Genomic DNA, 16,104 nt, shown 5'->3' with positions numbered 1-16,104 from the left:
GTCAAGAAATCAGGAATTGAAGAAATTCGGGACGGCCCAGAGGAGGACCGAAAGGAACATCAGGAGGGTCCCCCCCAGCATGACCAAGGCCCAAAGGGTGTCCTCGGGTTTCGGGGCGGAGTCGGACTTCCAAAGGCCCAGGTTGAAAAGGACGTATCCCAGCACGATCCCCACGATCCAACCAGGCGCCATGAAAGACCTCCGAAAGGACTGGAACGACAGCCGTTTTCACATCATAGAAGGGGCCCAAGGAGGGTGTCAATCTTGGCCCCAAAAACAAGAAGCCTTCGGCACTGAAGTGCCGAAGGCTCCCGCAATTCAAAATCCAAAATTATGAATTCAAAATCGCCTTTTAGTAGTCCATCCCGCCGCCCATCCCGCCCATCCCGCCGCCCGGCATGGCCGGAGCTTCCTTCTTCTCGGGGATGTCGGTGATGAGGCTTTCGGTCATGAGCATGAGCCCGGCGACCGAGGCGGCGTTCTGCAGGGCCGAACGGACGACCTTGGCCGGGTCGATGACGCCGGTGGCGACCAGGTCCTCATAGACCCCGGTCTCGGCGTTGTAGCCCACGTTCTGCTTCTCGCCGATCACCTTGGCCACGACCACCGAACCCTCGCCGCCGGCGTTCGCCACGATCTGGCGAAGGGGTTCTTCCAGGGAACGGCGGACGATGTTCACGCCGATCTGTTCGTCGTGCTCCAGCTTGAGACCCTCCACGGACTTGATGGTACGGATAAGGGCCACGCCCCCGCCGGGGACGATCCCTTCCTCCACGGCCGCGCGGGTCGCGTGCAGGGCGTCGTCCACCCGGTCCTTCTTCTCCTTCATCTCGACCTCGGTGGCCGCGCCCACGTTGATGACCGCCACGCCGCCCACCAGCTTGGCCAGGCGTTCTTGGAGCTTCTCGCGATCGTAATCGCTGGTGGTCTCCTTGATCTGGTTCTTGATCACCTGCACCCGGGCGTCGATCTCCTTCTTATTGGCCTTGGCCTTGTCGATCAGGATGGTGGTGTTGTCCTTGTCGATCGTGACCTTCTTGGCCTGGCCCAGGTCCTCGAGCTTCACGTTCTCGAGCTTCAAACCCAGGTCCTCGGTGATGGACTTGCCGCCGGTCAGGATGGCGATGTCCTCCAGCATGGCCTTGCGGCGGTCGCCGAAACCGGGGGCCTTCACGGCCGCGCACACGAAGGTACCGCGGATCTTGTTCACCACCAGGGTGGCCAGGGCCTCGCCCTCGACCTCCTCGGCGATGATCAACAGGGGACGGCCCTTCTGGACGACCTTCTCCAGCACCGGCAAGAGGTCCTTCATGCTGGCGATCTTCTTCTCATGGATGAGGATGTAGGGATTGTCCAGGTCGCATTCCATACGGTCCGCGTTGGTCACGAAGTAGGGGGAAAGATAGCCTTGATCGAACTGCATCCCCTCCACCACATCCAGCGTGGTCTCGATGCCCTTGGCTTCCTCGACGGTGATGACCCCGTCCTTGCCGACCTTGTCCATGGCTTCGGCGATGATGTCGCCGATCTTCTTGTCGCCGTTGGCCGAGATGGTGGCCACCTGGGCGATCTCCTGCTTGCCCTTGGTGGGGGTGGAGAGCTTCTTGAGCTCGGCGATCACCACATCGACCGCCTTGTCGATGCCGCGCTTCAAGGCCGTCGGGTTGGCCCCGGCGGTCACGTTCTTGAGACCTTCCCGCACGATGGCCTGGGCCAGGACCGTCGCCGTCGTGGTGCCGTCGCCGGCCACGTCGGACGTCTTGGAGGCCACTTCCTTCACCATCTGGGCGCCCATGTTCTCGAAGGCGTCCTCCAGCTCGACTTCCTTGGCCACCGACACGCCGTCCTTGGTGATGTTGGGGGCGCCGAACTTCTTGTCCACGACCACGTTGCGGCCCTTGGGACCCAGGGTCACCTTGACCGCGTTCGCCAGCTTGTCCACGCCCTTTTGCAGGGCGCGGCGGGCTTCTTCGCCGTAAATGATCTGCTTAGCCATTTCTATTTCTCCTTCTTTAAAAAGATTTTCATGTTTTCATTCAGGATCCAGCTTGGGTCGGCCCAGCCTTTCTTCGCGTCTTCGCGGTGAAAGGTCTTGCCGCTGACGGCCGTTCTTTCAGCCTTCCACCACTCCGACCACGCCCTCTTCCTTGAGGACGATGTATTCCTTACCGTCGATCTTGAGCTCTTCCCCGCCGTACTTCTCGAAGAGCACCACATCGCCCACCTTGACGTCCAGGGGGATCACGTCGCCCTTATCGGTGACCCGGCCCTTGCCGACGGCCACGATCTTTCCCTTCTGCTGCTTTTCCCGGGCGGCGTCGGGGATGATGATGCCGCTCTTGGTCTTCTCTTCCTCTTCGACCCTCTCCACCAGGATGCGGTCGTGTAAAGGACGCAATTTCATGGAACAACCTCCGCAGATTTTATGGATGTTGGTTTTAGCAGTCCCGGAACGGGACTGCTAAGCGCGCGCTAATATAGGGACCGGTCCCCGACAGGGTCAAGGGACCCCCGTCACCGAAATGAACTTTTTACGCGGCGGGAACTATTCCTGGAAGGCCTGCTTGAAATGCTTGGACGGAAGGAATTTGGGCGCCTTTTTGGCGGGCACCTGGATGGATTCCCCGGTCTTGGGATTGCGGGCCAAGCGGGCCTTCTTCTCCTTCAACTTGAAGACACCGAGGCCCGTAATGTTGACCTTCTCGCCCGTTCGGATGGTCTCCACGATGATCTGGATGAGGACGTCGAAGGCGCGGTGGAGGTCGTTTTTCTTGAGGCCCGTTTTCTCAGCGATCTTGGCGACGAGATCGTCCTTGGTCATGGGCCCCTCCGGTCATCGAAAAGATAAACGATCTAGCAATTATCCTCCCAAACGGGAACGTGACAAGGGAAATTTTCCCGTCAAAGGGCCGCGAACATCTTGAGGAATTTCTCCCTCTCCTCCCCCTCCATGGGGAAGGGTTGGTAATGGGTCTTCTTGGGGGAAATAAGGATCGGATAGACCCGGTAGTCCAGCACCCCTTGGCGCGAGAGGTCCACCTGCAGGACCATGCTCTCGGGATGCCCTTCCCGGGTCGCGGCCCCGAACACGAAGTTGCCCATCCCGTAGAAGATCAAACCGTCCTTGTAGCGCTCCATCCGTTCGATGGAATGGGAATGCTCCCCCACCACCAGGTTCACGCCCGCGTCGATGAGGGCATGGGCGATCTTCACCCGTTCCGCCGAGGGGCGCTTGACCAGTCCCTGATGACGGAACTCCACGCCCCAATGGAAGTTCACGACCAGAAGGTCGCATTGGGCCCGGGCGGCCTTCACGTCCGAAAGGATGCCCGGAAGTTCCGCGTGGGCCGCGCCGGGATGTTTCGCCTTGGCCCAGACGCTCTTCGGGGGCACCAGGTCGTAGGAAAGGAACCCGACCTTGAGCCCGTTCCGTTCGACGAAGACCGGCCGGCGGGCGCTCTCATCGTCCGCCCCGGCGCCGACCGGTTCCATGCCGTCCTCCCGGATGGTCTGGATGCTCTGAAGAACGCCTTGGGGACCGCAATCCCGGATGTGGTTATTGGCCAATCCCACGACCGTGAAACCGGCGCGGGCCAATCCCTTCCCGAACTCCCGCGGGACGGAGAAATAGGATTTCTCATCCTTGTCGGAGAATTTCTGGGGCCCCCGGTCGGTCAAAGGCCCTTCGGCGTTGCAAAAGACGATGCCCTTGAGGAGGGGTTTCAGTTTTTGGAAAGGATAATCCAGGACCACGTCCGGGTCCTTGGGATCGGCGATCTTCTGGTAGATCTTCCGGATGGGCCAATGGTCGAGCAACACGTCCCCGCCCAGGGTCAAGGTCACTCCCGGGCCCGCGGCCGTCCCCGTCGACCGTTCCACGGTCGCGCATCCGGCCAAAAAGACCAGGACCGCCCCCAAGAGAAGCAGCTGTCGGATCCCCATTCCCATCCCTCCCCTAAAGGTGCCCATAGAAGATGTTCAGGTCCCGTCCATGGAACCGGTATTCCAGGATCGGCAGGTCGTCGGTATTCAGTTCGTCGGTCAACTTCGCCGTCCTCCGGGCCGCTTCCTTCTCGTCGAACAACAGGTCCTTATGGACATCGGCCGGGCCCCAGATCCCCGCCCGATGGGCGTCCTCCCGGGCCGTCGGGTCCGACAGGAGCCGCTTCAGGATGCGCTTGTCGTTGATGCGCACCAGGTCCATGGAGGCGACCAAATAATAGGTCCCATGATAGGCCCCGAACCCCATCAGGTGCGGGAAGACCGACATCAAGGTCTTCACGATCACGTAGCGGTCCGGGCCATAGGCATGGACCAGGAACAGGCCCCCGGGCGCCAGGTGGGCCCGGGCCAGTTCGAAGAATTCCTTCGTATAACAGGTGGCGCTCCCCGGCAGGTCCGAACCGGTGAGATTGGAGGCGATCACGTCATAGGGGGCCGGGGCATGCCGCAGGAAATAGCGCCCGTCCCCGGAGACCAGGTGGACCTTGGGTTGGTCCACCACGTCGCGGTTGGGGCCCTTGAAGAGCGGCGCGGCCTTCACCACCCCGTTGAAGATCTCCACGCAGTCCACCCGGTCCACGCAGGAATAGGCGGCGCAGGACCCGGGCGTCACCCCGAAACCCAACCCCACCACCAGTACCCGCTTCGGGTCGGGGTGGAGCAGCATGGGCAGGTGCCCCTGGAGCTTCTGCACCAGGGTCGCCCGGCTCCGGGGACCGATGGGGAAGGAAAGCATGGTGTCGTCCGCATAAAGGTATTGGCCCAGGGGACCGTCGTAGGCCGTCACCAGGGTCGAGGCGTCCTCATAGGCGAAGGTCCGGGTCATGTCCTTCCGGGGCCAGGGATAACGGTCCGAAGCCTTGGCCCGTCCGATGCCCGTCAGGACCAGGACCAACGGGACCAGGACGGAGACCCCCTTGCGCCAGGCCGGGGCCGCCTCCCACCGGGGGGCCAGGAGGCGGTGTCCCAGTAAAAGGGAAAGCGACGCCAGGACCGCCATGCCGTAATAGGTCCCGAAGGCGGGGATGACGAAGAACCCCGTGACCAGGGAGCCCAGGATGCAACCCAGGGTGTTCACCGAATAGGCCTTGCCCGTCACGCCCGGCAGTTCCCCCTCGCCCCGGTGCAGGTATTTGATGACCGAGGGAAAGATGGCCCCGAAGCAAAAGGCGGGCGCGACCAACAGCAGGAAGGCCTCCAGGAACCTCGCCCGGACATAATCCCAAGGGTCGGTGAATTCCCGGGCCGCTTCATAGAGCTTGATGCGTTCCAGGATCTCCGGGAAATAGAGCAGGGTCAGGAACCCGCACAACCCCACCACGACCTGGAAGAGGGAGAAGAGGACCAGTTCCCCGCCGAAGCGGTCGATGAACCATCCCACCGCCAGGCTTCCCAGGGCGATCCCCAGCAGGAAGGTGGTGATGAGCGCGGAGGAGGCATAGACCCGGTTCCCCAGGATGTAGCCCAGGAACCGGGAATAAAGGATCTCGTAGGAGAGGCTGGTGAAGCCCGAAAGACAGAAGGCGATCAGGAGGAACCGGGTGGTCGGATGGGAAAAGGCGCTGTCGATCTTTTGGGGCCCCCGCTTGGGCGCGTCCCCTTCCTTCCTGGAATATTCCCGGGCGAGCGCTCCCAGGGCCAGGGCCCCCAGGCCCACGGCCAGGTTGATCCCCACCGCCCAATAGGTGCTTCGGGCCATCCCATCGAGCCGCATGAGGAAGAAGCCGGTCACGAAGCAACCGCAGGCCGCGCCCAGGGTATTGAGGCCGTAGAGGAGGCCCAGGAAGGACCCGTCCTTCCGGTCCGCCTCCGGGAAGAACCTTGTCAGGAAAGGAAGGGTGGCCCCCATCAGGAAGGTCGAGGGGAAAAGCACGGCGAAGGAGAGCAGGAACCGCGTCAGCATCGGCCCCAGGTTCTCGTTGTTGAGGACCCCGATGGGGCCCAGGTCCTTCAGGACGTTCTGGAAGACCCAACGCACGCCCAGGCCGCAGAGCCCCACCCCGATCTCGAGCAGGGCATAGGTCAGGATGGGGCGCCGCGCGCCCAAAGCCAGCCGGGAGGCGGTCAAGCTCCCCATCGCGAGCCCGGCCATGTAGGCCGCCAGGACCACCGAAAGGGTATAGGTGGTGCTGCCGAGCAGGAAGGCGAAATCGCGGATCCAAAGGGTCTCGTAGATGAGGGCGGAAAAACCGGAGAAGAAGAAGAGGAAGGCCAGGAACGACCCGACGAGCCATTTCATAAGGGACCTTGGGAGAATAATGGAGGACAGCAGTATACAAAACCAGGTGTCATTGCGAGGGATGGCCTCCATTCGCGGGCCACTCCCCGCGACAACGACCCTTGTTTTTACCGGTAGATCTCGGGCCGGAAGAAGGTGCGGCGCTGGATGACCTGCTTGATCTTGGCCATTTTGGCGTTCGCCTCGCGTTCGCCCTCGGCGATGATCTCCTTGCCCTGTCCGAAGTCGAAAAGGTCGAACATCCGCATATCGGGTTCCAGGATGATATCGGCCTGCTCCCGCCACGCCGACTCGTCCTCCACGAAGAAATACCAGACCCGCATGAGGATCTGGAACACGTTGGAGGCGGGCGGGAAGATCTGGTGGTGCCCGAAAAGGTTCACCGCGATCACCACGTCCGCCCCCAGGCTCTTCAGGGCCTTGACCGGCACGTTCTCGGCCATGCCCCCGTCCACCAGTTGGCGGCCCTCCATCTCGACCGGGACATAGACCCCCGGGATGGAGCAGGAGGCCCGCACCGCCTTGTCGAGGGCCCCCTGGGTGAAGATGACCTCTTCCCCGGAGCAGATGTCGGTGGCCACCACCGCCAGGGGCTTCTTCAACTGCTCGAACTTCTCGACCTTGAGGTAATTGCGGATGTACTTCTCGATGGGACCCGAGGACACCAGGCCCTTGCGGGAAGGCCGGAAAGAGAAGAGCTCCCCCCAGTTGGTGTTGATGCCGATCTCCTCGATGCGGGACACGGAAAGGCCCGAGGCGTAGGCCGCGGCGATGATGGCGCCCGCGCTGGTGCCCGCCAGGCAGTCGATCTTGATCCCCGCCTTCTCGAGCGCCTTCAGGACGCCGATCTGGGCCACCCCATAGGCCACTCCCCCGCAGAGGGCCAACCCGACCTTGTACTGGCTCTCGGGGTTGACCCGACGCATCTCGTTGAGGGTCTGGAATTCCTTGGGTATCCGGATGCTTTTCGACTTCATTTTCCTAGGCAAGACCGACCTCTTTCACCACGGAGGCGCGGAGGGCACGGAGAAAGACTTTCCGATCCGGATCCCATCCTCTTGGCCTTCTCCGTGTTCTCCGTGTCTCCGTGGTTGAACGCCTTACTTGTCCGTGAACTTGGGCTGGCGCTTCTCGATGAAGGCCATGACCCCTTCCTTCAGGTCCGGCGACTCGCAACACTTGGCGAACATGTCCGACTCCAGCTTCATGCCCGCGTCCAGGCTTTCCGCTTCCCCGCCCAGGGTGAGGGCCTTCAGGGCCTGGGCCAGGGCCGTCGCCGGCTTCATGGCGATCTTCTTGGCCATTCCCTGCGCCACCCGGAGCACCTCGGCCTCGGGCACCACGTGGTTCACCAGCCCCGCCGCCTTGGCGTCGGGGGGCGCGATGTTGTCGCCGGTCAGGATCCATTCGGCGGCCTTGGCGCGCCCGGCGAGGCGGGTCATGCGCTGGGTACCGCCATAACCCGGGATGATCCCCAGGTTGATCTCCGGTTGTCCTAAGCGGGCCCGGTCGGAGCAGATACGGATATGGCAGGCCATGGCCATCTCCATCCCGCCGCCCAGGCAGACCCCGTTGATGGCGGCGATGACGGGTTTTTCCAGGCGCTCGATCTTCATGAAGACCGACTGGCCGAAGGCGGTGGCCTGTTTGCCCTGCTCCGGGGTGGTCAGTTGGGTGAATTCCTTGATATCGGCCCCGGCCACGAAGACCGGGCCCGCGCCTGTGATGATGACGACCTTCACGTCCTTATTGGCCTTCAGCTCGTCCAGGGTGGCCGCCAGCTCCTTCAACAGGGCGTTGGAAAGGGCGTTCACCGGCGGATTGGCGATGGTCAGCGTGGCTACCTTCGAATCGACCGCGACTTGAATGAACTGTCCCACAAGGCACCTCCCAAGATTTTCACCACGGAGACACGGAGTTCACGGAGGAAAAAATTCCATCTTTTTCAAAAGATCCTTCGCCGTCTCCGCGCTCTTCGTACCTCCGTGGTAAAAGTCGTCTCAATAATTAAAAAAGCCCTTTTTCGTCTTTTGGCCCAGGTAATTGGCCGCCACCATCCGCTTGAGGATGGGCGCGGGCCAGAAACGGGGGCCCAAGGTCTTCGAGAATTCCTGCAGTTTGGCCAGGACCACATCCACCCCGATCCCGTCGGCCAGGTGCAAGGGGCCGCCCTTGTCCTGGGGGAATCCCGTCCCGGCCAGCATGGCCAGGTCGATGTCCCCGGGCGAAGCCACGTTCTCCTCCAGGCAATAGGCCGCCTCATTGATCATCTGGAAGACCAGCCTTTCGGGCGAGAAGGGCGTCCCCTTCACCCCCGTCTTGGCCTGGATGCCGTCCACCAGGGGCTTCAGGTCGGCCTTCTTGGATTCGTCATAGACGTAGAAACCGATGCCGTTCTTGGTGCCCAGGCGCCCCGCCTTGTGCATCTCGCCCAGGATCTCGGCCGCCTTCATGCGGGGACCGAAGGAATCGTAAAGGATCTGGGAAACCTCCGCGCAAACGTCCAAACCCAGCATGTCCAAAAGGGCGAAGGGCCCCATGGGCATCCCAAAGGCCCGGAGGGACTTGTCCATCTCCTCGGCCGGGGCCGAACCCTCTTGCAGGGCGTAGGCGGCCTCGTTCAGATAAGGAAGAAGAAGGCGGTTCACCAGGAACCCCGCGCATTCCTTGACCCGCACCGGCATCTTGCGCAGGGATTCGGCGAAGGCCACCGTATCATCCACGGTCTCCGTGGAGGTTTGGAGGCCAGGAATGACCTCGACCAGTTTCATGACCGGGGCCGGGTTGAAGAAGTGGAGCCCAATGACCTTCTCGGAGCGCTTGACCGCCGAGGCGATCTGGCTGATGGAGAGGGCCGAGGTGTTGGTGGCCATGATGGCCGTCTCCGGCAGGACCTTCTCCAGGTCCTGGAAGACCTGTTGTTTGACCTTCATGCTTTCGAAGACCGCCTCGATCACCAGGTCGCAATCCTTGAAATCGTCATAGGAGGTGGTGCCGGTCACCAGGTTCATCTTCTGGTCCATCTCGGAGGAGGTCATCTTGCCCTTGTCCACCCGGCCCTGATAGACCTTGCGGACCATCTCGATCCCTTTCTTGACCCGCTCCTCATCGGTGTCCTTCAGCACCACCGGAAGCCCGGAAAAGGAGATGACCTGGGCGATCCCCGCCCCCATAGCTCCCGCCCCGACAACGCCCGCTTTGTAGATGAACAAGGTCGCCTCCTGATTTATCCGTCAGAACATCCCGTCTTGATTCACGGTCTCTTTCGGCACTTGTTGGCCAACGTCCCAAAGTTCGGCGATCTTTCCGTCCTTGAACCGGAACCAATGCACCACGCCCAGTTCCAACTCACCCGGCTTCAGGACGATATGGGAATGGGTCGCCACCATATCCCCTTCTTCCACCACACGTTGGATATCGAACTTCTTGTTCGGGAACATCCCCTCGTTCTCGATCATCCCCTTCTTCAGGGCCTCAAAACCAGCCGGGGTAAAAACATTATGGTGTTTACCCTTCATATCGACATACTTGGCATAAGCCTCATCGATCTTGCCCGCCACGACCATCTTGAGGAAACCGACCGCGGCGTCCTTGTTCCGACCCATGGCTATTTACGCTCGAGGACCATGGCACCGCCGATGCCGCCGCCGATGCACATCGAGATGACCCCCAGCGCCAAATTGCGCCGGGTCATTTCCTTCAAGGCCGTCAGGACCAGCCGGGCGCCCGTCATGCCCACCGGATGGCCGAGGGCGATGGCCCCCCCGTTCACGTTCAGGATCTCACGGTTCAGTTTCAGCACCCGGTCGTCGGCCAGCACCTGGGCCGCGAAGGCCTCGTTGATCTCGATGAGTTGCATATCCTTCAGGTCCAGCCCGCCCTTCTTGAGGGCCTTGGGGATGGCGTAGGCCGGCCCAATGCCCATGCGTTCCGGCTCCACTCCCGTGAAGGCGTAGGAACGGATATACCCGAGCGGCTTATAGCCTAGCGCGTCGGCCTTTTCCTTGGACATGACCAGCAGCACACAGGCCCCGTCGTTGATGCCGCAGGCGTTGCCCGGCGTGACCGAACCGCCCTCTTTAAAGATGGTGGGATAAGCCGCCAATTGCTGTTCATTGAGCCCGGCGTTGATGCCCTCGTCCTGGGAAACGGGTTCGGGCGTGACGGGTTTGCCCATGACCTTCTTGGGCACCATGACCGGAACGATCTCGTCCTTGAACTTGTTCTCGCGTTGGGCGCGGAAGGCCTTCTTGTGGCTCTGGACGGCGAATTCGTCCTGCTCCTTGCGGCTGATCTGGAACTCGGCAGCCAGCACCTCGGCGGTCTGTCCCATGATGAGATGGCAGACCGGGTCGGTCAGGCCCTCCATCAAACTGTCGACCATCTTGGAATCCCGCATGCGCTTCCCGAACCGCAGGTCCCGGCTCACATAGGGGGCCTGGCTCATGGATTCGGTCCCGCCCGCCAAATGGACGTCCGCGTCCCCGCATTGGATGTTCTGGTAGGCGTTCACCAGGGCCTGCATGCCCGAGGAGCAGTTGCGCTGGACGGTGTAGCCCGTCACTTCCTTCGGGAGCCCGGCCAAAAGGGCGGCCACCCGGCCCACGTTGGGGGCGTCGGAGAACTGGCCCACGCAACCCAGGATGACCTCCTCCACCTCGGAGGGCTTCAGGTTGTTGCGCTTCACGATCTCTTTCATGACGGTGGCGGCCATGTCCTGGGCCGTCACGTCCTTCAAGGCCCCGCCCAGCACGCCCATGGGCGTCCTCGCCCCGTCCACGATGACCACTTCTTTCATAAGAACCTCCAAACCGTTTTAACCACAGAGGGCACAGAGAGCACAGAGAGAATCAAAAGCCATCTTTGAGTCGATCAAACCCGCATTCGACCAAGATTCATTTCCAAAGTTTACGGTTTTCTCCGTGACCTCCGTGCCCTCTGTGGTTCAAGATTTCTTCAGCTTCGCCTTTTCTTCCTCCACCAGCAATCGCCGCAGCATCTTCCCCACCATGTTCTTGGGCAGCGCATCCCGGAATTCGACCTCTTTGGGCACCTTGAACTTGGCCATCTGTTCCTTGCAGAACCCGATGATCTCCTCGGGCGTCGCCTTTTCCCCGGGTTTCAGGACGATATAGGCCTTCACCTTATCGACCAGCTTCTCGTCAGGGATGCCCGCCACCACGCAATCGAGCACCTTGGGGTTCTTGAAGAGCACTTCCTCCACGTCCCTCGGATAGACGTTCTCGCCCCCCACCTTGATCATGTCCTTCTTGCGGTCCACGATGGCAAAGAAGCCTTCGGCGTCCATGTAGCCGATGTCCCCGGTGTAAAGCCAGCCGTTCTTGAGGACCATGGCCGTTTCTTCCGGGTGGTTCCAGTAGCCCTGCATGACCTGGGGCCCCTGGATCGCCAATTCCCCGATGTCCCCGGGCTTGGCCACGTCCTCGCCTGTCTCCAGGTCCACGATCTTGGCGGTCGTCCCCACGAAGGGAAGGCCGATCATCCCCAATTTGCGCTTGCCGTAGACCGGATTGCAATGGGTCACCGGCGAGGCCTCGGTCAAGCCGTAACCTTCCACCAGCTTGCCGCCGGTCAGTTCCTCGAACTTCTTCTGCACCTCCACGTGGAGCGGCCCGGCCCCCGAAATGCAGGCCTTGATGCTGTGGACCTTGTACTTGGGGGTATCGGGATGGTTGTTGATGGCCACGTAGATGGCCTGGACGCCCGGGAAGAGCGAGGGCTGGTAACGGTCGATGAGCTTCAGGACCTGCAGGGTCTCGAACTTGGGGACCAGCACCATGGAAGCGCCCGTGATGACCGCCCAGTTCATGCCGACCGTCATGCCGTAGCAATGGAAGATGGGGATGGCCACCATGAAGACTTCCTGGCCGTCCTCCAGCTTCGGCAGCCAGGCCCGGCACTGGTAGGCGTTGGCCACCAGGTTCCGATGGGTCAGGATGACGCCCTTGGCGACCCCCGTGGTGCCGCCCGTGTATTGGAGGAGGGCCGTGTCATCCATGTTCATGGAGACCCTCACCGGGGTCTCGGAAGCCTTCCCCAGTTCCTTCACGAAGGAAGCGAAAAGGGGCTCGGTCGGCCAATCGACCCAGGTCTTTTCCTTCTTCGCCTTGAGGGGATAGAGCCACTTGAGCGGAAAGGGAAAGTAATCGTTCACGCGGGTGACCCAGACCTTCTTGAGCCCGCATTCATTCGCCACCTGGCGCAAGATCGGCACGAAACGGTCCAGGGAGACCACCCACTTGGCCCCCGAATCCTTCAATTGATGCGCGGTCTCGGAGGCGGAATAGAGGGGGTTCAACTGGGTCAGGATGGCCCCGGCGCGCAGGGCCCCGAAGAAGGCGATGACGCAAGGGGGACAATTGGGCAGGTAGAGGGCCACCCGGTCGCCGGGCTGGACGCCTTCTTTTATAAGAAGGTTGGCGAAGCGGTCCACCAGGCGGTCCAGTTCGGCGTAGTCCATGCGGGAACCGAAGAAGTGGATGGCGGGGTTCTGGGGGAAACGGCCGACGATGTCCCGGAGCAGTTCCGGCAGGGGTTTTTCGGGGTATTCGAGGGTCTTGGGGACCCCTTCGTCATAGGACGTCAGCCAAGGCTTTTGATCCATGAGGGACCCCGGTGCGCGTTGTGGCTGGCTACACCTCAAGTTTATTCCCCGTGGAAAACAGTGTCAAATGAACCCGATCACCCCATCGAACCTTTGACCTCGGTCCTTGACGCGGGATAATAGAAGCACTCCACCCGACAGGCCATCCTTGAACCCGATCATCCTCCAATGCCTCGCCCACGAACTGCAGGACAAGCTCGTCGGCTCCAAACTCTCCCACATCGCCCAATCCTCGGACGAGCTGGTGGACCTTTCCTTCTACCATCCGGACCGCCCCGTCCACCGCCTGACCCTGGCCATCCTGCCCCAAAAACCCCTGGTCTTCCTCAACCGCCAAAAGGCCGGCGCCCTGCCCAAACCACCGAACTTCTGCCGGTCCTTGCGCAAGAACCTGGAATTCGCCCAGCTGACCGGCGTCGAGAACACCCCGGGGGAAAGGATCCTGTCCCTCACCTTCAAGACCCCCGACGGCCCCTTCCGCCTGGTCTTCGAAGGCATCCCCAAATACCCCAATCTCATCCTGGTCGGCCCGGACGGGGCCATCGTCAGCGCCCTTCGTTATAAGAACGACGTGGAACGGCTCGTCATGCCCCAGACCCTTTACCATCCCCCGCCCCTGGGCCCTTCCCCCAAGCCGAACCTTTGGGAAATCCCCGGGGAACAGCTCCAGGTCCGGTGGGAACAAGCGGGCCGTCCGGCCCCTGGCCTCTGGCTCAAGGAGAACTTCCGCGGGAACGAGGCCGACCTGAACCGCTTCCTGGAGTCGGAGGGGCTTTCCGCTTGGGACAACCTCAAGGCCCGGATCCTCGGGAAAGGGCTGGCCGAATTCCGGGTCCGATCAGGGCCCCCTCCCCAGTTATCCCTGCTCGAGGCTCCCCCAGCCCCCCAAGGGGACCTGGAATCCTTCCCCACCCCCAGTGAGGCCTTGGAGCGGCTCTTCATCCTGGAGAAGGAGCATTTCCTCAAGGTCGCGGGGAAGGCCCAGTTGGAAGCGGAGGTGGCGAAGGCCATCAAGCACGAGAAGCGCATCCTGGAAAAACTCAAAAAGGACCGCGCCGAGGCCCAGCGGTCCGATCAATATCAATGGTGGGGGGAGCTCCTCATGGCCAGCCTGCACAAGGTCAAGCTCCACCAGACGGAAGCCCTGTTGGAGGATGTGGTCCGGGGCGGGCCCGATCCGGTGACCATCCCCTTGGACCCCGGGATCACCCCGCTCCATAACGCCCAGCGTTTCTTCAAGAAGGCCCAGAAGGGCTCCCGGGGACTGGCCCTGGTGGACCAGCGGGAAAAGGAGATCAAGGAAAGGCTGGAACAGCTCAAGGCCGCCCAACGGAGCCTTCCCGCCCTGAACGCGCCCGAGGAGATCCGCAAGGCCAAGGACGATCTCTTTCCCCGGAAGCAGGCCCCTTCGTCCAAGCCCCCCAAACCCAAGGAAGAGAAGGTCCCCACGCCCCACCTCTTCCGTCAGAGGATCGGGAAGGATTTCGAGCTTTGCGCCGGCACCAATTCGGCCGCCAACGAATACGTGACCTTCCAGTTGGCCCAACCCGAGGACCTTTGGTTCCACGCCCGGGACCTGCCCGGGGCCCATGTGGTGTTGCGAAAATTGCGGCGGGGCGCCGAGGTCACCCCCGAACTTCTGCTCCAGGCCGCCAAACTCGCGGCCGCCCGAAGCAAGGGGAAACCCGGGGCCAAGGTGACGGTCAGTTTCACCGAGAAGAAGAACGTGCGGAAGATCCCCGGCGCGCCGCCGGGGTTGGTCACCATGACGAAGGAAAAGAGCCTTTTGGTCGAAGTGGAAGAAGGGGCGGACTGACGGAAAGAACGGAAGGTTTTAGGGCGTGGGCGTTGCCGAAAGCCCATTGTCCGGGGAATTGGAAAAAGTTGGGCTAACGGGGGTTTTGAAGTCCCGGTCGGCGCAAGCCAGGGGCAGGGCCGCCATGCAGGCCACGAACAGGATCAAGACCAGTTTTTTCACGGAACCCCCCGGACCGACTTACCGAAGGATAAGGGCATTTCCTATGCCACCCAATTGGACGGTTTTTGTGGTTTTTTGCCGGCGTTCCAGGCGCCAAAAGCCGTTCGTCCGTTAGTTTTCCGTCGAATCCCTACGTTTTTTGACCGCTAGGCCTTCTTGCGGTGATCATCGATCCAATAGCCCCAAGCCACCATCAACAACTGGGAAAAGCCCGCCAGGGACAGGAGGTTCGTGTTGTTGGGCGGCGTCATGCGCAGGTCCACCACATACATGACCGCCAGGAACAGGACCAAGCCCCAAAAGGCGAGAACGCCCGTGCGGTCCTTGGCTTTCGTGGCCATGGTATAGAGCCAGACCCCGAGGGCCAGGAGCCCGAACTCGAGGATCAAGGTCCCCACCATCGAGTTCCAGATGAACAATCCCACCTTGGGGGCCGCCATGTTGGTGGAATCGGCGGGCCAGATCGGGAGGTCCGGACGGTGGACCAACAGGTCCAGGAACCAGTGGCTGGCCACCAGTCCGCCCAGGATGCAGGAGCCCCGTCCGTCCCGGGTGAAGACCAGGTAGACCAAGCCGACCAAGAGGGACCAGGCGATCGTCATGAAGAGACTGTGGCTCAGGGGGTAGTCATAGAAATCGAAGGGCACCATCCGGGTGATCCCCGGGGAGACCCGGACGTGCTCCAGGTCCATGAGCAGGAAAAGGGGCCAGAGCAGGTCCAGGAACAGGGCCCCGATCAGCAGGCTTCCCAGGGAGACCTTGGGGGCCCATTTTTTCGCCGCAAACCCGACCGCGTAATGCCCGAGGAACATACCGACCTCCTGATTTTGATCCCGCCCCTATTGGACCGCAAAGACGGCCCACCGGCAACATCCCCCGGCCTTTTCACCACCAAGCCGCCCGAAGCAGAGTCCTCACCACGGAGCCTCGGAGGGCACGGAGACAGCATCCGTCCTTCCACCACCAGCGCCTGTCGGCTCCACTCAGGTCACTAAGCCGCTCAAAGCAGAATCCTCACCACGGAGCCTCGGAGGTACGGAGACAGTATCCGTCTTTCACCACCAAGCCGATCGAACTGGACGTCCAAGGCCATCCCTCCGGGGGTCGATCAGGGGCCAAGGGGAAGGCGGTCGCTTTCCCTCTGGCCCTTGTATCGGCCCCAGGTCCGAAGGACCAAGGGCTACGCCCTTGCGGGATGGCTGACTTGAAGACTTCTCCGTGCTCTCTGTGCCCTCCGTGGTGAACAGCCTTGGCCGTCCT

Annotated in this window: 15 protein-coding genes; 1 reads left to right on the top strand and 14 read right to left on the bottom strand. The window is 61.8% G+C overall.

Translation table 11 applies throughout. From position 1 onward, the window contains the following. Positions 1-9: 9 nt before the first annotated feature. From VHE12_01565 to VHE12_01510, 12 genes are all read right to left on the bottom strand, one after another. The gene (locus VHE12_01565; GenBank protein ID HVZ79470.1) at positions 10-192 is read right to left on the bottom strand and encodes a hypothetical protein; all 183 of its coding nucleotides are present in this window, start codon (positions 190-192) and stop codon (positions 10-12) included. Between the two features lie 160 nt (positions 193-352). Continuing rightward, on the bottom strand, positions 353-1,996 hold the full coding sequence (gene groL / locus VHE12_01560; protein ID HVZ79469.1) for a chaperonin GroEL: 1,644 nt from the start codon (positions 1,994-1,996) through the stop codon (positions 353-355). A gap of 117 nt (positions 1,997-2,113) precedes the next feature. After that, a complete protein-coding gene (groES, locus tag VHE12_01555) occupies positions 2,114-2,404 on the bottom strand; it encodes a co-chaperone GroES (protein HVZ79468.1) in 291 nt (96 codons plus the stop codon). Positions 2,405-2,545: 141 nt separating this feature from the next. After that, positions 2,546-2,821 carry an HU family DNA-binding protein gene (locus VHE12_01550; protein HVZ79467.1) on the bottom strand — a complete coding sequence of 92 codons (276 nt, stop codon included), beginning with the start codon at positions 2,819-2,821 and terminating at the stop codon, positions 2,546-2,548. Positions 2,822-2,901: 80 nt separating this feature from the next. Further along, entirely contained in the window at positions 2,902-3,942 is a 1,041-nt protein-coding gene (locus tag VHE12_01545; protein ID HVZ79466.1) for a CapA family protein, read from the bottom strand. 13 nt (positions 3,943-3,955) lie between these two features. Beyond that, positions 3,956-6,241, bottom strand: coding sequence for a fused MFS/spermidine synthase (locus tag VHE12_01540; GenBank protein ID HVZ79465.1), 2,286 nt, complete (start codon positions 6,239-6,241; stop codon positions 3,956-3,958). A 107-nt stretch (positions 6,242-6,348) separates the two neighbouring features. Next, positions 6,349-7,230, bottom strand: a complete 882-nt coding sequence (locus tag VHE12_01535; protein ID HVZ79464.1) for a patatin-like phospholipase family protein — start codon at positions 7,228-7,230, stop codon at positions 6,349-6,351. Positions 7,231-7,341: 111 nt separating this feature from the next. After that, positions 7,342-8,121: an enoyl-CoA hydratase-related protein gene (locus tag VHE12_01530; GenBank protein HVZ79463.1), complete on the bottom strand. Its 780-nt coding sequence runs from the start codon at positions 8,119-8,121 to the stop codon at positions 7,342-7,344. Positions 8,122-8,241: 120 nt separating this feature from the next. Then, positions 8,242-9,453 carry a 3-hydroxyacyl-CoA dehydrogenase NAD-binding domain-containing protein gene (locus VHE12_01525; protein HVZ79462.1) on the bottom strand — a complete coding sequence of 404 codons (1,212 nt, stop codon included), beginning with the start codon at positions 9,451-9,453 and terminating at the stop codon, positions 8,242-8,244. A gap of 21 nt (positions 9,454-9,474) precedes the next feature. Beyond that, the gene (locus VHE12_01520) at positions 9,475-9,846 is read right to left on the bottom strand and encodes a nuclear transport factor 2 family protein (protein ID HVZ79461.1); all 372 of its coding nucleotides are present in this window, start codon (positions 9,844-9,846) and stop codon (positions 9,475-9,477) included. Positions 9,847-9,848: 2 nt separating this feature from the next. After that, entirely contained in the window at positions 9,849-11,039 is a 1,191-nt protein-coding gene (locus tag VHE12_01515) for a thiolase family protein (protein HVZ79460.1), read from the bottom strand. A 147-nt stretch (positions 11,040-11,186) separates the two neighbouring features. Then, positions 11,187-12,866 (bottom strand): long-chain fatty acid--CoA ligase, encoded by a 1,680-nt coding sequence (locus VHE12_01510; protein HVZ79459.1) that lies wholly within the window; start codon positions 12,864-12,866, stop codon positions 11,187-11,189. A 148-nt stretch (positions 12,867-13,014) separates the two neighbouring features. On the opposite strand from VHE12_01510, the gene VHE12_01505 reads away from it, so the two are divergent. Next, the gene (locus tag VHE12_01505) at positions 13,015-14,682 is read left to right on the top strand and encodes an NFACT RNA binding domain-containing protein (protein HVZ79458.1); all 1,668 of its coding nucleotides are present in this window, start codon (positions 13,015-13,017) and stop codon (positions 14,680-14,682) included. An 18-nt stretch (positions 14,683-14,700) separates the two neighbouring features. On the opposite strand, the gene VHE12_01500 is transcribed toward VHE12_01505, so the two are convergent. Both VHE12_01500 and VHE12_01495 read right to left on the bottom strand, forming a co-directional pair. Continuing rightward, positions 14,701-14,844 carry a hypothetical protein gene (locus VHE12_01500; GenBank protein HVZ79457.1) on the bottom strand — a complete coding sequence of 48 codons (144 nt, stop codon included), beginning with the start codon at positions 14,842-14,844 and terminating at the stop codon, positions 14,701-14,703. A 146-nt stretch (positions 14,845-14,990) separates the two neighbouring features. Continuing rightward, entirely contained in the window at positions 14,991-15,656 is a 666-nt protein-coding gene (locus VHE12_01495; GenBank protein ID HVZ79456.1) for a hypothetical protein, read from the bottom strand. Between the last annotated feature and the right edge of the window lie 448 nt (positions 15,657-16,104).

This window comes from bacterium (genome assembly GCA_035549195.1).
Classification (GTDB): Bacteria; Oederibacteriota; Muellerivitia; order Muellerivitales; family Muellerivitaceae; genus DASZRK01.
The sequence above is the reverse complement of the archived record's forward strand: the minus strand, read 5'-3'. Positions and strand labels throughout refer to the sequence as shown.

What these genes read in the sequence shown, in the direction of transcription:
- VHE12_01515 (HVZ79460.1), bottom strand. Translation starts at nt 11,039, where the DNA reads ATGAAAGAAGTGGTCATCGTGGACGGGGCGAGGACGCCCATGGGCGTG.
- VHE12_01565 (HVZ79470.1), bottom strand. Translation starts at nt 192, where the DNA reads ATGGCGCCTGGTTGGATCGTGGGGATCGTGCTGGGATACGTCCTTTTC.
- VHE12_01510 (HVZ79459.1), bottom strand. Translation starts at nt 12,866, where the DNA reads ATGGATCAAAAGCCTTGGCTGACGTCCTATGACGAAGGGGTCCCCAAG.
- groL (HVZ79469.1), bottom strand. Translation starts at nt 1,996, where the DNA reads ATGGCTAAGCAGATCATTTACGGCGAAGAAGCCCGCCGCGCCCTGCAA.
- VHE12_01495 (HVZ79456.1), bottom strand. Translation starts at nt 15,656, where the DNA reads ATGTTCCTCGGGCATTACGCGGTCGGGTTTGCGGCGAAAAAATGGGCC.
- VHE12_01520 (HVZ79461.1), bottom strand. Translation starts at nt 9,846, where the DNA reads ATGGGTCGGAACAAGGACGCCGCGGTCGGTTTCCTCAAGATGGTCGTG.
- groES (HVZ79468.1), bottom strand. Translation starts at nt 2,404, where the DNA reads ATGAAATTGCGTCCTTTACACGACCGCATCCTGGTGGAGAGGGTCGAA.
- VHE12_01540 (HVZ79465.1), bottom strand. Translation starts at nt 6,241, where the DNA reads ATGAAATGGCTCGTCGGGTCGTTCCTGGCCTTCCTCTTCTTCTTCTCC.
- VHE12_01545 (HVZ79466.1), bottom strand. Translation starts at nt 3,942, where the DNA reads ATGGGGATCCGACAGCTGCTTCTCTTGGGGGCGGTCCTGGTCTTTTTG.
- VHE12_01550 (HVZ79467.1), bottom strand. Translation starts at nt 2,821, where the DNA reads ATGACCAAGGACGATCTCGTCGCCAAGATCGCTGAGAAAACGGGCCTC.